This is a genomic window from Nocardia sp. NBC_00881, assembly GCF_045207455.1.
In the GTDB taxonomy this organism is placed as follows: domain Bacteria; phylum Actinomycetota; class Actinomycetes; order Mycobacteriales; family Mycobacteriaceae; genus Nocardia.
Window position 1 is genome coordinate 2,938,794 of the sequence record NZ_CP108798.1, and the last position, 17,156, is coordinate 2,955,949.

The 17,156-nt window shown below is 65.8% G+C and carries 14 protein-coding genes; 9 read left to right on the forward strand and 5 right to left on the reverse strand.

From position 1 onward, the window contains the following. Nucleotides 1–4: 4 nt before the first annotated feature. Genes OH799_RS11650 through OH799_RS11660 form a run of 3 tightly spaced genes read right to left on the reverse strand, consistent with a single transcriptional unit; the run spans nt 5 to nt 5,417 of the window. Nucleotides 5–1,243: a formyltransferase family protein gene (locus OH799_RS11650; protein ID WP_406279175.1), complete on the reverse strand. Its 1,239-nt coding sequence runs from the start codon at nt 1,241–1,243 to the stop codon at nt 5–7. Next, nucleotides 1,240–3,252, reverse strand: a complete 2,013-nt coding sequence (locus OH799_RS11655) for an aminotransferase class I/II-fold pyridoxal phosphate-dependent enzyme (RefSeq protein WP_406279178.1) — start codon at nt 3,250–3,252, stop codon at nt 1,240–1,242. Before OH799_RS11655 ends, OH799_RS11650 begins: the two co-directional genes overlap by 4 nt. Before the next feature lie 44 nt (nt 3,253–3,296). Beyond that, nucleotides 3,297–5,417, reverse strand: a complete 2,121-nt coding sequence (locus OH799_RS11660; RefSeq protein ID WP_406279181.1) for a B12-binding domain-containing radical SAM protein — start codon at nt 5,415–5,417, stop codon at nt 3,297–3,299. A gap of 442 nt (nt 5,418–5,859) precedes the next feature. On the opposite strand from OH799_RS11660, the gene OH799_RS11665 reads away from it, so the two are divergent. The 3 genes from OH799_RS11665 (at nt 5,860) to OH799_RS11675 (ending at nt 10,561) form a co-directional block, all read left to right on the forward strand. Beyond that, nucleotides 5,860–8,733, forward strand: coding sequence for an NB-ARC domain-containing protein (locus OH799_RS11665; protein ID WP_406279184.1), 2,874 nt, complete (start codon nt 5,860–5,862; stop codon nt 8,731–8,733). Between the two features lie 123 nt (nt 8,734–8,856). Next, complete coding sequence (locus OH799_RS11670) at nt 8,857–9,390, forward strand: hypothetical protein (RefSeq protein ID WP_406282003.1); 534 nt, start codon at nt 8,857–8,859, stop codon at nt 9,388–9,390. A gap of 16 nt (nt 9,391–9,406) precedes the next feature. Next, nucleotides 9,407–10,561, forward strand: coding sequence for a damage-control phosphatase ARMT1 family protein (locus OH799_RS11675; protein WP_406279187.1), 1,155 nt, complete (start codon nt 9,407–9,409; stop codon nt 10,559–10,561). Nucleotides 10,562–11,022: 461 nt separating this feature from the next. Here the strand turns inward: OH799_RS11675 and OH799_RS11680 are convergent, their stop codons facing one another. After that, the gene (locus OH799_RS11680) at nt 11,023–12,084 is read right to left on the reverse strand and encodes a hypothetical protein (protein ID WP_406279190.1); all 1,062 of its coding nucleotides are present in this window, start codon (nt 12,082–12,084) and stop codon (nt 11,023–11,025) included. A 351-nt stretch (nt 12,085–12,435) separates the two neighbouring features. Between OH799_RS11680 and OH799_RS11685 the strand changes: the two genes are divergently transcribed. Next, complete coding sequence (locus OH799_RS11685) at nt 12,436–12,729, forward strand: transposase (protein WP_406279193.1); 294 nt, start codon at nt 12,436–12,438, stop codon at nt 12,727–12,729. Between the two features lie 20 nt (nt 12,730–12,749). Beyond that, nucleotides 12,750–13,142 carry an IS3 family transposase gene (locus tag OH799_RS11690; protein ID WP_406279196.1) on the forward strand — a complete coding sequence of 131 codons (393 nt, stop codon included), beginning with the start codon at nt 12,750–12,752 and terminating at the stop codon, nt 13,140–13,142. Between the two features lie 224 nt (nt 13,143–13,366). Here OH799_RS11690 and OH799_RS11695 read toward each other — a convergent pair whose 3' ends face one another. Next, nucleotides 13,367–13,729: a MerR family transcriptional regulator gene (locus tag OH799_RS11695; protein ID WP_357273383.1), complete on the reverse strand. Its 363-nt coding sequence runs from the start codon at nt 13,727–13,729 to the stop codon at nt 13,367–13,369. Between the two features lie 67 nt (nt 13,730–13,796). Between OH799_RS11695 and OH799_RS11700 the strand changes: the two genes are divergently transcribed. From OH799_RS11700 to OH799_RS11715, 4 genes are all read left to right on the forward strand, one after another. Beyond that, complete coding sequence (locus tag OH799_RS11700) at nt 13,797–14,597, forward strand: alpha/beta fold hydrolase (RefSeq protein ID WP_406279201.1); 801 nt, start codon at nt 13,797–13,799, stop codon at nt 14,595–14,597. Between the two features lie 5 nt (nt 14,598–14,602). Then, the gene (locus OH799_RS11705; protein ID WP_406279204.1) at nt 14,603–15,097 is read left to right on the forward strand and encodes an MFS transporter; all 495 of its coding nucleotides are present in this window, start codon (nt 14,603–14,605) and stop codon (nt 15,095–15,097) included. 89 nt (nt 15,098–15,186) lie between these two features. Next, nucleotides 15,187–16,194, forward strand: a complete 1,008-nt coding sequence (locus tag OH799_RS11710) for an XRE family transcriptional regulator (protein ID WP_406279207.1) — start codon at nt 15,187–15,189, stop codon at nt 16,192–16,194. Further along, the gene (locus tag OH799_RS11715; RefSeq protein ID WP_406279210.1) at nt 16,191–17,069 is read left to right on the forward strand and encodes a DUF1932 domain-containing protein; all 879 of its coding nucleotides are present in this window, start codon (nt 16,191–16,193) and stop codon (nt 17,067–17,069) included. Before OH799_RS11710 ends, OH799_RS11715 begins: the two co-directional genes overlap by 4 nt. Nucleotides 17,070–17,156: the final 87 nt, after the last annotated feature.

Below are 17,156 nucleotides of genomic sequence, written 5' to 3' on the forward strand. Positions count from 1 at the left end.
GAGCTCACCGTCTGCTGTCGTGGTTGTAGGGCGAGGCGTCCAGGACGCGTTTGAGATGTGGATGTAGTCGGTAGTACTGGGTCGGCTTGCCGTGCTGGGGTGTCGCGTCGGGCAGTTGCCCGGTCGCGGCCGCATACTCGGCGACCCGCAGCAGCATCCGCGTTTGTGTAACTTTCACGCGGGCGTGCAGCGTGTGGGCAGGGCTCAGCGCGACCGGTTCGCTGGCAATGATCTCGCCGCTGTCGACCTGGGGTCGCGCCCGATGCAGGGTGCACACGATCGGCTGATTCGTCAGCACCGCCCACCCGATCGCGTCCATCCCACGCAGGCCGGGCAGCATCCCGTTGTGGGCGTTGACTACTCCCACCCGTGCGGCATCGAGTACCTCGACGGGAACGATCGGCATCCCCGCCAGTACCACCACATCGGCCTGGACTGCACGCAGCACAGCCGCGGTCTCGTTCCAACCGCGGAGGCGTTTCACCGGCATCGCCGGTTCCTCGGGGGGCGAGTCCTCGGCTGTAGTGCTGAGCCCGACCGGGTACCAGGCGGTGGCATAGTTCGACGCCATCGACGCTGTCCGCGTCCGTGGCGAGTACCAACACACCGCGGCTATCGGCAGCCCGCGAATGGCGGCAGCGCTCACCAGTTGTGCCCCTGACCGCGACCCGGCAGGCGTGAGCACCACCAGCCGGGCTCGAGCCGCCCCGGCGAACGCTGCTGCCGGGGCGGCGGTTGCGAATTGCTCAGCAGGCATGAGCAGGCGTCGCTGTAACCGAGTCGCCAGCGTTGTGGTCGCCTCGTCGAGTCGGCGGCCGAGGAAGCCGAGCTGTCCGGCCAGCATCGCATCCCCGCGCTCGCGGTGATATAGCCATACCCCACCGATCAGTTTGCAGGCGGTGTTGAGCAGTCGCAGATCACCGCCGGCCATCGCGCGGTCGATCCAGTCGGCAGCCATCCCCGCCCACGCCGCCACCTGCGCGCGGGTCAGCCCTCGCGCCCGTGGCTGCATCGGCACCCGCAGCAGCGGGCCCGCTTCCATCGCATGCAGCAACCATCGATCGTCGGTCGCCGCGGTCCGGACGTCGAGCATCAACCGCGCTGCCTCGCCTGTGGTGATCGATGCTGGCCGATCACCGCAGGGCAGCGCCAGCAACGAGGCGACCGCGAAATCACCGTCACAGGCCTCCCGCAACGGGTGCCGCGCGCCGGTCTCGATACCGGCGCAGGTGGCGAGGTTCATAGAGCGACCACCCGCGACACCTTGTCCAGCACAGCCAGATATCTCTCCACCAGCGGTTCATCACCGTCGTAGCCCCACAACGGCAGCTTCACGAACTTGGCATCGAAGGCCTCGACGCCGGGCAGGTGCGGGCGTGGCCGTGGTGGCGGTGGCGTCCATGCAGCGAACGGGTCAGTGCGCGCGAACAGCGGCTCACCGCTGATATCACGGGTCGAGCCCGCGATATCGATGGCGTGTGCGCCTTCAGAGTGACAGAGCGCGACGAACTGCTCCCGCGACACCAATGCCCGCTCCGGGTGGAACCGCAGGCCCAGCACATACAGGCCGTGACGACTGGCGGGGTCCACCAGAACCGGCGACACGACGGGGTTGGCAGCCAAGCCGGTGGTGTAGCGATCGAGGGTCGCCCGTCGGCGTGACTCGATCTCGGTGGCGCGGCCCAGTTCGTGCACTCCGATCGCCGCACCGAGGGTGGTGATGCGATGTTTGACTCCCATTCCCGTCACGGCGAATCCGTAATAAGCTGCGGCAGAGTCGATTTCGATCAGACAGCGTTTGTTGTAATGCCCGAACAGCAGCGCATGATCACGGTGGGTGCGCGAATTGGTCACCAGCACACCGCCTTCGCCGGTGGTGATGGCCTTCTGATTGCACGAGAACGCAGCCATGTCACCGAAGGTGCCGACCCGCTGCCCGCGCCAGGACGCGAAATGTGCGTGGGAGCAGTCCTCCAACAACATCAGCCCGCGTTCACGACACAGCTCGACGATCTCGTCCATTCGGCACGGCACACCCCACATGTGGGTCACGATCACCGCGCGAGTGTTCAACCTGATGGCTGCGGCGAGGGTCGCGGCGGTCACGTTCCCGGTGACCGGGTCGGCATCGGCGAAGCTGACCTCGATCCCGTCGTGGGCGAACGGACTGGCCGTGGCGAAGAAGGTGTAGGCCGGAGCGATCACACCGTCACCAGGCCGCAAGCCCGCCGCACGGCTCATCGCATGTATCGCCGAGGTGCCCGAGGAGAACGACACCGCGAACCCAGTGCCCACGAACTCGGCGAACGCCGATTCGAACTCCCCGATCACACCGCGCGCGTCCCGGTCCGACAGCGAGCGATGCATCTGCGCGGTGACCGCCTTCTCCAACCCCTCATCCACCGCCGGCCACCGATAGTGCGAACCCTGCGCATCCAACGCCTGCGATCCACCGCGCCCGGTCGGCACCCGCGGGTCACCGGTCACCAGCAGGTGGGCGGACACCGTGGCTGCGGTACTCGGGTAGTGGCGTAGTTCGGTGATCACCGAACTCAGCCGCGACACAGTGTCATCCACCGATTCCGACGACGCTACATCCACCACGCGCCAGCCCCGCCGTTGGGCGAACAGACCCAAGGTGTCGGCGGTGCGGGTCTGGTAGGTGATGAACGAATCCCGGCCCAGTTCGTGGCCGTCGAGTCCGGTGTGCATGCCCAGCTCTGAGGCTCGGAATTCGCGGCCGCGGTCATAGGCTGCGGCCGGGTCGGTGGCCAGCAGCACCACCGCATCCGGTTTCAGCACCCGCTCGAACACCACCTCCAACGCCGATTCGGTGAACGACTGCGACACCAGCTGCGCGGAGAATTTGCCCAGCCAGCCATCGACGAGCACATCGAAACCCGACGCCAGCAGTGGCGCGATCACTGTCTCCGAATGCGCGGTGAACCACGCTGCCTGCAAGGACGCCCAAAACCCGTCCGAGAGAACCGGGTCGTCGCCGCTGTGCCAGAGCATGGTGCTCAGGTGCTCCATCAGCGCTGCCGCGTAGGCCGAGGTCCGCGAGATCTGGCGGCGGGAAACGAACACCAACCCCTGGCCCGTCCCGACGGAAGCCAACCGGTCTAGCGCTGTGTCGTAGTCGATCTCGGCCAGTTGCGCGGCAAGGGTCGTCTTCCCCGCGCCGTCAGGCCCCTCGAGGGCTATGAACCGCCCTGAACGCCCGCTGGTGCTGCGGGTGTGTGCCTCGGTCATTCCTCACGCCTCTCGCCTGGTGGGTCCTGAAGTTTCCGGGAGTTTCATGTGCCGCACGGGTCGGCAGTGTTGATCAGCCGCCACCGGTCCACCGCAGCCCAACGGTGGTGTTCCCGCCGCAGCACCCGCGCGTGCTCGGGCGCCAGTACCGCCAGCACCTCCGCGAGGGTCTGATCCACCTCGGTACGCAGTCGCCCCATCACCTCCCGGGCCGCATCGGCGCACCGACGGTCGAATTCGGGACGGTCCCCGCCGCTGACGGGGACGGGTTCCAGTTCGTCGAGCAGCGCCGTCATCAGCTGGTAGGCAGCATGTTTCAGCACCCGCCGCAGCGTGCGCACCAACCTGTAGGAGGCCATTCCGCGGTCGAGGACCTTCTCGAGCGATTTGGCGGTGTAGTCCAGAGCGAAGTGGCGGTCGATCCACAGCTGGCCCCAACTGGCCAGCACCCCGATGCGCCAGTCGGCGTAGCGGGCCTGCACACGCCCCATTGACGGATCCGGGTCACCGGTCAGCCCGGCAGCCTCAGCCTTTCTGGTGTAGGCCGCGCCGATCAGGCACTCCATGCCCACCAACATGTAGCTGATCGCGGTATAGAAAGGCTGCCCGGTGGCGTGGGCGCGAACCCACGCCTCGTCGCGGACACCATCGATGATCTCCTCCACCGGCAGCTGCGGTTGCGGGCGTAGCAGCAGATCGGTGCGGCCCTGGAACGCGTGGGTTTCGCGCAGCTCACGCTCATTCATCAACTGGTCGAAGGTGATGTAGGTGAACCGCGGCGGCACTCCCAGCGCCGTCAACGTACGGATCGCCAATGCGTTCTGGGAGCCGGTGGTGTCCTTGTGGAAGCGTTGCAGCACCGAATCCACCCCGGACTCCACCCCGAACAGGCAGCGGCGCAGTCCGCGCTCGACCAGGCCCCGCCACAAATGGGCACGCTCGATATGCCATCCCCGATCGGAATCCAAGCGCACCGCCTGATCGACACGGCATGAGGTTTCCCAACCGAACCCGGCCTCGGACAAGGTGTCGGCCACCGACAGAGCCCGGGCAACCGCATCGGCGTCGCGGCCGATGAACTCCTCATCGACCAGGTACAGCGTGCGGCTCACCTGCGGGTGCTGGTCGAAGACTGCGCGCATCTCCCCCAGAATCCACCCCAACGCCTCCGGCGGCGCGCCAGCCCACTGGCCCTTGTGCCCGCGCGGGCAGAAGCTGCACGACGACGTGCACCCCCGCGAGGTCTCCAATTGGGCCACCCCTTGACGCTCGAACGTCGGGCCCAACAGATCCAGCTCTGGCCACATGTCGGTCTGCGCCCGGTTGCCGACCGTGGCAGTGTGGCGAGGCCGACTACCGATCATCAACGTGCCCTGCCCGCGCGCCGTCCCCTGATACCCGATCCCGCGAACCTCATCGGCGGCCAGATCACCGTGCCAGTGGGCCAGCACATCAGCGATGGTCACTTCTCCCGCACCCCGCGCCACCAGCAGTCGCGGATAACGCTCTAACAGGATCCGCTCGTTGCGCACCGCCAGCGAGCCACCCGCGATGACCAGCGGCGGGGACACCATCTCCATCACTTCATCCAGCAACCGGATCGCCAAGTCATGCTGACCGAAGGTCATCGACACACCCAATACATCGACCGCGCCCGCGAGGACGCGTTCAACGATCTCGGGCACAGTGGCGCCCAACTGCATGTCGAGTAGCGACACGTCTCCCAGCAATGTCGATCGCGCTGCCCGCGCCAGATCCGAGATCGCCAGCGAAAAGCGTGGCAGCGGAAAGTATTCCGGGTGATACAGCGCCGCCAGCAGCAGACGCGGCCGCGTCATCCGATACCGACCCTCGTCGGTGAGCCCGGCCGTAGACAGCCATCCGCTCGGTTGTTCGACCAGCACATTGCCCCGGGTCCAGGCCGGCCAGCTGCGGGTACTATGCGGCTGCCCGGACAGGTCCGCCGCTGTCCACGTCCTCCCATCGTGGTGTTCGATCAGCACCAGACGCCGATCCAACGTCCCGGTGACCACCACCATCGGATCGGCACCCACGCACCCGCGCAACGCATCACCGAGCGCCTGCGGATCCGTCAGCGACACCGACCGCAGCGGCGAGTCCCATCCTGGCGCCGATCCAGTGGCGTGCTCGACCGCCAGAAGCAACCGATCCCGCCCTGACACAACGGCGTCGCCGCAATCCACAGCGCGACAACGACTGTCAACCATTCCAATCCCCCAAATCCCGGCCAGTCGATCCGTCATCGATCGGTTATCGCCCGCCGCCGAACCGGGGATCGGGCACTGCCCGATCAGCAAGGGTTGGTTGCTGATCATGAAGAGCCCCTCTTTCCGGATGCGGGTCATGTCGCCGCAGCGTGCGGTGGATTCGAGGATGGTCTGCGGCGCGTGCTCTGTAGAGGTCCGCGTGCTGCCCTAGTGCCGAATCGCCGCGGCACCCGCGCCGGAGGTTGCGACACACGTCGACCCGAGGCTCGTGTCGGCGAAAAGCGTGGTGCTGAACCGATGCCGAACCGAAGGTTGCGCAGGCGGGCGGGATCGGCTTTAGGCTTCAGTGGTCTGCTTGTTGCCGATCTCGGGAGCGTCTGTGACCACTGTGGCGCGCTGGTCGGGCCGAGAAGCCAAGGCTTTGCGTGACGCCAAGCGGTGGAGTGTGCGGTATTTCGCCGCCCGCCTGGGCATCAGAGATCGGACCGTTTCGAAATGGGAGGCCGGATGGGATCAACTGATTCCCGGGCCCGACTCCCAGGCGATGCTCGACACCGTGCTGAGCCAAGCCAGCGAGGAAGAAAAGGATCGGTTCCGCACCCTGCTCACCGAGTTGCCGGCGCAGCGACCGGCCCCTATAAGCCATTACGTACTCGCCCCACCTCCGGAGCCAGGCTTGATCAACAGATCTGAGGACTTCACGACCCTGGTGTCGCTATTGACCAGCGGTGCCCGCCAAGACAGCACCGTCGCGGTCTGTGGGCCAGGTGGATTCGGTAAAACCACGTTGGCCACCCAGGTCTGTGCGGACCCGGTTGTGCAGGAAGCGTTTCGCGAAATCCTCTGGGTCGAGACCGGCCAAGGCTGCACACCGGCACGCCTGGTGGAGCTGATCTCGGATCTGTGCGTGCATCTCGACGGCCGCCGTCCGGCCTTGACCACACCCGAGCAAGCCGGATTCCATCTGGCACGGGTCACTCAGGGGCGCAGCGTGCTGATCGTCATCGACAACGTGTGGTCGGCGGCGGATCTGGCACCATTTTTGTTGTGCGGCGGCACTCGGTTGGTCACCACCCGCAACCTTCGAACCTGCCCCGCCACCGCCCAGGTGATGCGGCTCGGCCCGATGACCGCCTCGCAGATCAGCGAGCTGCTCACCCGCACGGTCGCCGGTCTGGCCATACCCGACGCCAAGCACCTCGCTCCACTGTGCGGCGGGTGGCCGCTACTGGCCACCGTCGTCGGCGCGAATGTCGGCGCCGACCTCCAAGCCGGTGCCTCCAGCACGCGAGCAGTGTCACACGCTCAGGAAGCGTTGCAGCAGCACGGACTCGGCGCCTTCGACATATGGGACGCCGACCAGCGCTCCAACGCCATCAGCCATGCGATCACCGCGAGTTTGCGCAGCCTCGATGACGACGTGCGGATCACCGGCGCCACAGCTCTTCGGGACCGCTACCTGGACTTGGTTGCCTTCCCCGCGGCCACTCCCGTGCCTGTAGACGTGCTGACCCACTGGTGGCAGACCGCACACAGCTGGACCGCGCCCGCTGTCCGCCAATTCTGCCGTCTGCTCGCCGACCGTTCCTTGATCAGCGCTTATCTGGCCGACCGGGACGTGGTCATCGTCCACGATGTCTTCCGCTCCTACCTCAAACACCTCATCGGTGACCAGTGGTCAGAGTTGCATCGCTCGCTGATCGACTCCTTCAGGTTCGGCGGGCAACAGGACTGGACTCAGCCGCCGCAGCATGGCACCTACCTGTGGCCCACCCTGACCTACCATCTGCATGAGGCCGGCCTGGATCACGAACTCATCGATGTCCTGTCCCGACCGGCGTATATCGCGGCCAAAGCAGCCGCTGTCGGCACCCAGGCGCTGGTCGACGACGCCGCCACCGTCCGCGCTGTGGACTCGTTCACCGACCCCCACCACGCCCACCATCGTGCGTGGTCGAAAGCGGCGACATTGACAAACGTCGCTTACCTGCTCGACGGACTCCAGACCGAGCCCGACATGGCATCGACGCTGACCATGGCGCTGGCCCGCGCCGGGCACGAACAACCCGACTCGGCACCCGATTCAACTGCCGCGCAACTATTTTGCGCGAGATGGACCCGTGCCGCCGACACCACCTCCAGCGGTGCCGGACACATCGGCGCTGTTGTGTCGGTGGCGGCCACGAAGGAACTGCTGGTCTCCGGCGGCGAGGATGGGACGGTACGGGTATGGAACCACCAACCTCACGCCCGGCCACGTGTCCTGCACGCACACACGGGATGGGTATACGCCACCGCAGTTGCCGGTAGCGGCGATATCCTCGCCTCGGCAGGAGAGGACGGCCAGATACGGCTGTGGGACCCACGCACCGGCACACCCATCGGTGTGCTGACCGGCCATACCCGCCGGATCCGCAGTTTGTGCTTCACCACTGATGACCGATTCCTGCTCTCCGCAGCCGAAGACGGGCACATTCACCTGTGGGACATCCGGAGGCGGCGCCTTGCCCGCAGCATGAGCACCTGCCGAACACCTCTGTGGGCGGTGGCAGTCGATGCGACCAGCTCGCTGCTCGCTGCCGCGGGCGAGGACGAGTTCGTCCGTCTCTACGATCCGACCACCGGCGAGTTGCTAGATGAGGCTGCCGCACACCGAGATTGGATCCGGACACTGGCCTTTGCGCCGACAGGTCCCCTGCTGGCGTCCGGCTCCGGCGACCAATCGGTCATCGTCTGGGATACCAGTGGACACCGTCTCACTCCGCGTCGAACCTTGGATGGGCTGCCATCCCGGGTTCGCGCGGTGGCCTGGGATACTACCGGTCTGTTGCTGGCCGCGACCGAAGACGCTGTCATCCGCTCCTTCGACTCTCGCGGGTCCGCCGCCCACGTCGCGATGCCGCCAGGAGTCGACTGGATCCGGACACTGGCCATCACCGCAGACAGTGTCATCGCCGGGTGCGAAGACGGCGCCGTGCGCAGCTGGAGCCCATCGGACCCCCGCGGGCTGCGTGTCCTCACCGAGGGCGCCAATGCGATCTGGTCGACCTACATCACCCCAGACGGCGCTGTCGGTGTCCTCGGCCACGGCGACGGCCGCCTCGAGTTCCTCGACCTCCCTACCGGCCGCGTGCTGCGCACAGCAGATAATGGGACCGGCCGTGTCTGGTCGCTGGGCGCAGGCGGTGAATACGCCGCGGCCGCAGGCGGGGATGGTTCGATCCGGGTGCTGTCACGCGCGGATCCCACATAGGCTCGGCAACTCAACAACGGCATCACCCGAACCTGGGCCGTCGCGATCACCGCGGCCGGTGATCGCCTCGCCGCCAGCCTCCACGACGGCCGCATCCGCTGCTGGGACCTCCCCGGGACAAATCTGTTATGGGAGAAGCAAGCTCACGCAGGCAGAGTCCGGTCACTCAGCTTCGACACCACGGGCGCACTGCTCACCGCGTGCGGCGGCGATGGCACCGTGCACACCTGGGACACCTCCACCGGCAGACAGCACAGCCGATTCACCAACCCGGGCGGGTGGGGTCGCCTCGTCGCCATCGACGCCACCGCAGCACGCGTCGCGGTCGGCTCCGGCACCGGCGACATCCACATCCGCGACACCACCAGCGACCGATTCGTCGGCCACCTCACCGGCCACGCCGGACGCATCCTCATGCTCACATTCATCGACAACCTCGACCTACTCGTATCCGCAGCAGCAGACGGCACCGTGCGAGCCTGGTCCCTGCACCGCGGCCTGCAGCTGGGCGAAATCCGCGTCGACGCAGCACTCAACTGTGCCGCAGCCGATTCCGGAACCGGCCAGATCCTCGCCGCAGGCCCTGCAGGTCCTGTCCTACTCCAACTGCGCTTCGACGCAGTCGGCGACGCCATTCGACGCCAACCCGGCCGATAGAGCAGGATCTTCGAGCATGACTGTCGCGCCCCCGATCCTGTCCGGAACCCCTGGGTCGTTCGCTCATGGCGTCTTCCACGACCGCCACCCCAAACTCATCGATCAGGTCATCGCCGCGCTGCCCTACCAGCCCGTCCAGCAGGCAGCACTACGGCAGCTGCTCGAGGAATCCGTCACCGGTGTCCTCGAGCCCCTCACCGAAGACACCGCCGACCGAGCACAATGGCTCGAGTGGGGTCGCGAATTCTGGGGCCGTCCATGGGGTGAAGTCCCGTTTCTGTGGTCGGAAAGCTACTTCTACCGCAGACTGCTGGAGGCTACCGGCTACTTCCAGCCGGGACCCTGGCACGGCATCGACCCGTTCGGGCCCACCAAAACCGCCGAACTCGCCAGCCCCGCCGCCACCGATGAAATCCACGCGGTACGCGACCTACCGAATGTTTCCACCGACAAGCAGCGCGACGCCCTGCTCATCTCGTCGTTGTGGGGAAACCAGGCGGACCTCGGGTTCCAACTCACCGCCAGCGGACAGACCCGAACCAAGAACCTCATCATCGACGACAGCCACACCCTGTGGGCCACCCTCACCAGTACCACCAACCCGATGGTCTGCATCATCGCCGACAACTCCGGCCGAGAACTGCTGCCCGATCTGATCCTCATCGACCACCTCCTCACCACCGGGCTGGCCTGCGGAATCCGCCTTTACCTCAAGCCAAACCCCTACTACGTGTCCGACGCGACAATGGCCGACCTCCTAGCCACCATCCAGTTCCTGGACCAAGCGCCAGTACCTGAAGCCCGCCACATCGGGGGACGGCTCCGCCAAGCAGTGACCGATGACCGCCTTGTCATCCGCACCCACGAGTTCTTCTGCGCACCACTGTCCTACCACCACCAGCCCGCTGACTTGGCTACCGAATTTGCTACCGCAACAACAACAATCTTGAAAGGCGACCTCAACTACCGGCGGCTCGTCGGGGACAATCATTGGCCCCCAACAACCGAATTCGACGAGCTCGTCGCCTACTTCCCGTCACCGGTCACCGCCTTGCGTACCCTCAAATCCGACGTCATCGTCGGCCTCACACCCGCACACGTCGAGCAACTCGATTCGACACGACAGACCTGGCGGACCAACGGCGAATACGCCGTCATCCAAAGCAGCTGATCGGACTGTCCGATCACACGGGTCAAGTCACAGCGCCCGCGATGCTGACCCGCACCGCAGACAGCGGTCCCCGCAATCTTCTGCCAGGCCGGCCCGAAGCCTCGGAAGCATCCACCAGATGATGCGCCGCTCTCCGGGGCTCCCGACCATCGCCGCTCGCGACACGGCAATGATCGAAACCGCCACCGAACGCCGCCCGCGGTGGTCAGCGACCTCTTCGGCGTATGGCATGTGAGCGGAAAGCCTCATGGGGTTCCGGTAGTAACCGCACGGAAAACAACGACAATGGCTTGACCAGCAGCACGGAATCGATGTCACCGCCGTCGCCCTGTACGGGTGTCCGTCAAGGATCGTGTCAGGAGCGGCAAACGAAGCTGATTGACCAGGTCAAAGGCCCCGGCGGCGCGGCCCGGCTCGTCCGAGAGGAAGGGAACGTATGGAGGCGGTGACCGTGCGGCAGGTCATTCCGCAACGTCGATCAGGGTTGCACGGCTCTGGAACTCGGCTTTGTTGACCAGCGTCGGGTGCAGCCAGCGCACCTCGGGAGTCGGCGCGGTGCGCGGCCCGGTCCAATAGGTGTGCCAGTGCGCGCGGCGAAGGTGCGCCCGGACGCGGCCGCCCTCGCCCCGCATATCGCTTGCGGGCCCGATACGACGTGTGGCCTGCAGGGAAGGCCCGGAATCAAAGCCGAGGTCGAGCAGTTTCTGATCGGGTCGGCGGGTCTTCTTCCCGCGCCGGCCGTTCTCGGGGCGATACTCGCGGACATCGCGACTGTCACTGCACAGGTACAGCAGCAGGCTCAGCGACAGGTTGTAGATGCTGCGCTGCTCGTCGCGCGTGATCTGTCCGAAAGTGGGCCACTGCTCGGTGTAGTCGATCAGATCCTCGATGCTGCGTTTGCCGTCGAGGGGCACGAACACGGTGGCTTCCTCATGCCCGGGAGGCTGCCCCTCGTAGCGGACGCGGGTGGCCAGAGCGATGTTCAGCCGTCGGACCTGGGGATCAGCGGTGGAGCAGATCTGCTCGTACTCGTTGGCGCCGGTGATCAGCATCCCCACGATCATCGGCGCCTCAGCGATCTCCAGGTAGCCGTCTTTCGCGATCGGCGCTGGCAGCGGAGTCGGAAAGGCCACGAAAGGATCCGGATGGGGCAGCCGGGAAAAGATTTCGCAGGGCACCGCGGTCCGGGTATCGGTCTCGAGCAGGCTCTCCGCCAACCCGGGATGTACCCGGTAGACGACGCGGTGCCGGCGCCACAACTTCGCGGCCTCAGCCGTCTGGACGCTGACCCCCATGAAACTGGCCGCGTCAGGCCCTGCGGAAGCCTCCAACTGGGCGAGAAGGACACGGACCTGATGGGCTCCTGCCGCGCCGCCGCCCGTCACACCCGCTCGTAGCTGGTCGATGACGTGCGCGAAGCGGGTGTCGCTGCGGCCCACGTTCATGATTTCGATGGTGTCCCGGACGTAGTCCTCAGCAACCCGAAGGGCCTGCTTCGGCGACATCGGGTTCTCGCTCCCCATAACGTCAGTGTGACAGCACACCTGGACGAGCACCGACGAACGAAACTTGTTCCCTCTGCTTTCGTTTAGGGCACAGCGGGGTTCAGGGACAGCCACGGAGGCAGGCGCCCGATACTGGGGGCGCCCTTAGACGGACTGCGATCCACGAGGCGATACAGGCAGGAGGTAGCGAGAAGTGTTGATTAGGGGACGGCGGTCTTGCTGCCGAACGATCAAGTGCACTCGTTTGAGACGCAGCAAGCCGTCCGTTGGCGAGAAGCCCTTGGGGATCGCGAAGCCCTTGAGGTGCCCGGTTCCCTCCGGACAGTGACCCCTCGTAGGGTGGTTACTCGAAGTGAGAGGGAACGGATCGTGGGTCATCAGAGGAGAAAGTACTCGCCCGAATATAAGGACGAGGCAGTGAAGATGGTGCTGGAGAATCCGGGACGTCCGATCGCGTCGATCGCGCGGGATCTCGGAATTCATGAGGCGACGTTGGGAAATTGGGTGTCTCGGTATCGGGAAAGGAATCCGGGCGCGGAGGAACCGTTGACGGTTTCGGAGCGGGCTCGGTTGCGGGAGTTGGAGCGGGAGAATCGCGAGCTGCGCATGAAGGCCGAGTTTTTGGAAAAAGCGGCCGCCTTCTTCGCGAGCCGCCAGCAGTGAGATATACGTTCATCGCAGAGATGGACGCGGAGAAGGCGTATCCGGTTGCCTTCATGTGCACGAATCTGAATGTGTCGAGATCGGGGTATTACGAATGGTGTTCCCGTCCGGTTTCGGAGACCGAGAAATGGCGTGAAGATCTGAAACGGATGATCCGGGCAATCTTCGACGACAGTCACGGCACCTACGGGTATCGGCGCATCCATGCGGTGCTGGTGGCCTCAGGCCACGCCGTGGACGACGATACCGTCCGCCGGCTGATGCGTGAGCTTGATCTGGTGCCCTGCCAGCCGAAACCGTGGCGGCCGGCGACCACCGAGGCCGACATCGACCACCGAATCCCGGACCTCGTACGCCGCGACTTCACCGCCGAAGCGCCGGGCGAGAAATGGGACTGCTGCAGGGATAGGTGACAACCGAGTTGGCTTGCCCTTCAGGTGGGCTGGAAGGATGTCGCTGTGCCCAAGCCCTACCCTCGTGAGTTCCGCGACGATGTCATGCTTGTCGCACCGCTGACTGGCGGATACCGTGTTCCGGAACGCCCGCCCTGCGGCTACTGAGCGGATACGCCCAGCATATCGGAGTTCCGGTAGTAATCGCGGGGAGCCGGGCAACCCCTGTGCCGGGGCGGATCTTCTCAGGCGGAATCCGAGGACGATTCACCCTCGAGAAACGAGGACACCGCTGCGTGGTGGCTACTGAGGGTCTCCAGGTTGGATTCGATCCGCTTCAAGGTTGTTTGCATGGCTGCGACGATGTTGGGGCACAGTTCGAGCTGTGGGCGCGAGCCGCTGGCACAGGGCAGCAGTTGCGCGACGGTTTGCGAGTTGAACCCGGCGTCGAGCAGTGCCCGGATCTGGCGGACTCGCACCAGACACGCCTCGCTGTAGTCCCGGTAGCCGTTGCCGGTCCGTTCGGACGCGAGCAGGCCTTGCTCCTCGTAATAGCGCAATGCGCGCGTCGTCGTGCCCGAGCGGCGGGCGAGTTCACCGATCCGCATGCCGCGCCCTGCGTGGTCCGGAGTTCGTCTTGACCTTCACGCCAACGTCAACGCTTAGCTTCGTCGCATGATTTCCGATGCACAGCGTCAGCAGTTGTTGGACCAGGTAGACGTCGTCGACAGCGGTACCGGTCCGGTGGTCGCCCTCGCCCACGGCGCCGGTGGTGGTGTCCGCGAGAACTTCGCACCGCTCATCGATACCATCGCGGATCGGCGTTTCGTCGGACCGTACTATCCCGGCGCCGGCAAAACACCGCAGGCGACCGCGCCGCTGTCGATCGATGAACTTGCCGACACCGTGGTCGCGACCGCCTTGGAGGCCGGTGCCGAACGATTTCCGATCGTCGGGCTTTCGCTGGGTTCTGCTGTCGCCGTGGCCGCGGCCACCCGGCATCCCGAGCACGTCAGCGCGCTGGTACTCACCGTCGGGCTGGTGTATCCGGACGCGCAGGCACGTGCACTGGGCCGGGTGTGGCGGCATCTGGCCGAGCGCGGTGATTTCGACATCCTGGCCGAGTTGCTCTTCTACGCCAACTCACCTGGAACGCTCACAAGTGTGTCCGAGGACGAGCACGCGGCGGCGGTCCGGCAGATCCGCGCCGGCTACCCCGTCGGCGGCGCCGATCATGTAGAGCTGGTGAGCCGCATCGATATTCGGCCGCTGCTTGCCGACGTCAACGTGCCCACCCTCGTCGTCGTGAGTGGCGAGGACCGGGTCGTGCTGCCGGATACCGTTCGTCAGTTGGCTTCCGGCATCGCCGGTGCCGAGCTGATCGAATACCCGTCGGCCGGGCATATTTTCACGCCTACCGAAGCTGAGCCGTGGGTTGCGGAGGTGTCCGCCTTCCTGGACCGCATGCCGCGATGACGCAAATGGCCGCACCGCAAACGAACACGGCCGGTGCACTGTACGGACGATTGGAGGCGCTGGGACTGGCACTGTTCGTGTACATGACCGCCGAGCTGTTCCCGATCGGCGCATTGAACGATCTCGCCATGGGATTGCACGTGGCCCCCGCCACGGCCGGGCTCCTGCTCACCGCGTACGCGGACGGAATGCGCGGCCGCGCGACCGCAGCCGTCTTCGCCGGCTCTTCGCTGGGCCTGATCGCTGGTGCGCCGATCGTTACCGGCCTGGCACACGAACTGGGTTGGCGCGCAGCCGCACTCGCGCTCGCCGGTGCGGCCGGCGCCACCGCGGTCCTGCTGCGAACCGTCTTACTCGAAACACCTCCACCACCGCGCGCGGTACGCACCCACAGAACATTCAATCTCGGACCGGTTCTCGTAGTCTGCCTCGTCACGACCGCACTGGTCGTCGGCCACTACGTGAGCTACACCTACCTCGCACGGCGCCGGGGATGCTGAGCTCTCGCACGGAGGGCATACATCCTGCAGACCGGCCGCAACCACCGCGGTCACCGAGTTCCTGGGACGAGATCGAGGAGGCGATATCCATGGCAGCAGCCGAGTCCGCCCGGTTCGGCCAGTTCGCCGAGCAAACCAACGTGGGACCACACACCATCGAGCAGTTCCACGCCGACTTGCGGCGCATCGTCAGCGTCTACCCGAACCGGCCGGTGTATCCGTTGTTCGTCGAACTGCGCGCGCTTCGAGACCGCGCGTTCACCCTGCTGGAGGGGCGGCAAGCGCCCGGCCAGACCCGCGAGCTGTACTTCACCGCCGCCGCGTTGTGCGCCGTGCTGTCGAACGCATCGTTCGACTTGGGCAACTTCGCGGCTGCTGAGACCCAAGCCCGCACTGCCTTCATGGCCGCGGAACTAGCTGGTCACAACGGGATGCGGGCGTGGATCCGCGGCACCCAGGCCCTCATCGCCTATTGGGACGACCGGCCCCGCGCCGCAGTCGATCTCGCCGAGGACGGATGGCGCTTCATGCCCGAAAACGGCACCGCCCGTGTCCGGCTCGCCTGTATCGAAGCCCGCGCCCGCGCCCGCCTACGCGACGCCGAAGGCACCGATGATGCTCTGCTGCGCGCCGAACAGGCCCGTCAGGCAATCATCGCCCCAGACGATCCGGGTGGCATGATGGCGTTTCCGATGGCCAAACAACAGTTCTACGGTGGGGCCGCCCGCTTGTGGCTCGGTGGCCCACCCAACCTTGCCGAGGCCGAACGACTCTCTGCCGAAGCGGTCGAACTGTATGAGACCGACCCACCCGAAGAACGTCGCCTCGGTGAAATGTCGCTGGCTCGTCTGGATTTCGCTGTCGCCCGCCTCGCCCAATCGGACCTCGACGGCGCCGCCGAACAAGTCGAGCAGGTGTTGGAAGTCGGCGGGCAACGCCGCACCGAATCCGTCGCACGCCGACTACTGCAACTGAGTACCGCCCTGGACCGTCCGCACTTCCAAACCTCAGCACTAGCGACAACCTTGCGGGAACGCATCAGCTGCTCACCCATCCGAACTCAACCGGCCCTGCCCAGCGGCGGGGGCACCCGATGATCGCCGGACTCCTGCACCCCGGCCAGATGGGCGCCGCGATCGGTGCCCGCCTCACCCGGAGCGGCCACACTGTGTTGTGGCATCCGACCGGGCGCAGTGACGCGACCCGCCAGCGTGCACACGAGGCCGACCTTCACCCAGTCGAGGACCTCGCCGAGCTACTCGCCGAAGCCAGTGTGGTGCTGTCGATCTGTCCAGCCGCCGTAGCAGAGGAAGTCGCCGAACACGTCGCCGAACACCACTACCCCGGCATCTACGTCGACGCCAACGCGATCAGCCCTCACAGGATGCACCACATCCATGACCTGCTCACGAAAACCGGTGCAAGCGTCGTCGACGCCGTCATCAGCGGACCACCCCCACGCAACGACGCCCGCCCACGCATCTACCTCGCCGGACCATCCGGTGCGACCACCGAAGCCCGGGATCTGTTGTCCACCAGTGAACTCGATACCACCGTGCTCGCAGACAAGATCGGTGCGGCCAGTGCCCTGAAAATGGCTACCGCGTCCTACCTGCGCACCAACCGGCTGCTAGCCGCCATCGCCCACGCCCTCGCCGACGAGCACGGCATCACCGACGCCCTAATCCGCGAAGCAGATCAATTCGGCGCGACCGCACTGGCCGACCGCGCATACCTGCCCAGCGTCGCCGCCCGCGCATGGCGCTGGGAAGCCGAAATGAGAGAAATCGCCCAGACCCTCGACGAATCCGGCCTCCCCACCGCCCTCGCCGACGGCAGCGCCGAACTGTTCCACCTGCTTGCCCCAGAGAAAAACCACTGGTCGATCACACCCGAAGCCGTGCTCGAACGACTGAAACCAGAACAGGCGGATAAGCGCCGAGGCCGCGATCCTCATCCCGACTCCGATTGATCACCAATAGAATTGAAGTAGATGCCGGCGAGGACGGCGCCACCGAAGTCGGCCTGACGAACATGCCCATTCACGAATCCCACCGCA

Bases quoted from the DNA above. Each gene is read 5' to 3' on its own strand.
- OH799_RS11710 (WP_406279207.1), top strand. From the start codon at position 15,187: ATGGCAGCAGCCGAGTCCGCCCGGTTCGGCCAGTTCGCCGAGCAAACC.
- OH799_RS11700 (WP_406279201.1), top strand. From the start codon at position 13,797: ATGATTTCCGATGCACAGCGTCAGCAGTTGTTGGACCAGGTAGACGTC.
- OH799_RS11675 (WP_406279187.1), top strand. From the start codon at position 9,407: ATGACTGTCGCGCCCCCGATCCTGTCCGGAACCCCTGGGTCGTTCGCT.
- OH799_RS11695 (WP_357273383.1), bottom strand. From the start codon at position 13,729: ATGCGGATCGGTGAACTCGCCCGCCGCTCGGGCACGACGACGCGCGCA.
- OH799_RS11680 (WP_406279190.1), bottom strand. From the start codon at position 12,084: ATGGGGAGCGAGAACCCGATGTCGCCGAAGCAGGCCCTTCGGGTTGCT.
- OH799_RS11705 (WP_406279204.1), top strand. From the start codon at position 14,603: ATGGCCGCACCGCAAACGAACACGGCCGGTGCACTGTACGGACGATTG.
- OH799_RS11690 (WP_406279196.1), top strand. From the start codon at position 12,750: ATGGACGCGGAGAAGGCGTATCCGGTTGCCTTCATGTGCACGAATCTG.
- OH799_RS11715 (WP_406279210.1), top strand. From the start codon at position 16,191: ATGATCGCCGGACTCCTGCACCCCGGCCAGATGGGCGCCGCGATCGGT.
- OH799_RS11655 (WP_406279178.1), bottom strand. From the start codon at position 3,252: ATGACCGAGGCACACACCCGCAGCACCAGCGGGCGTTCAGGGCGGTTC.
- OH799_RS11650 (WP_406279175.1), bottom strand. From the start codon at position 1,243: ATGAACCTCGCCACCTGCGCCGGTATCGAGACCGGCGCGCGGCACCCG.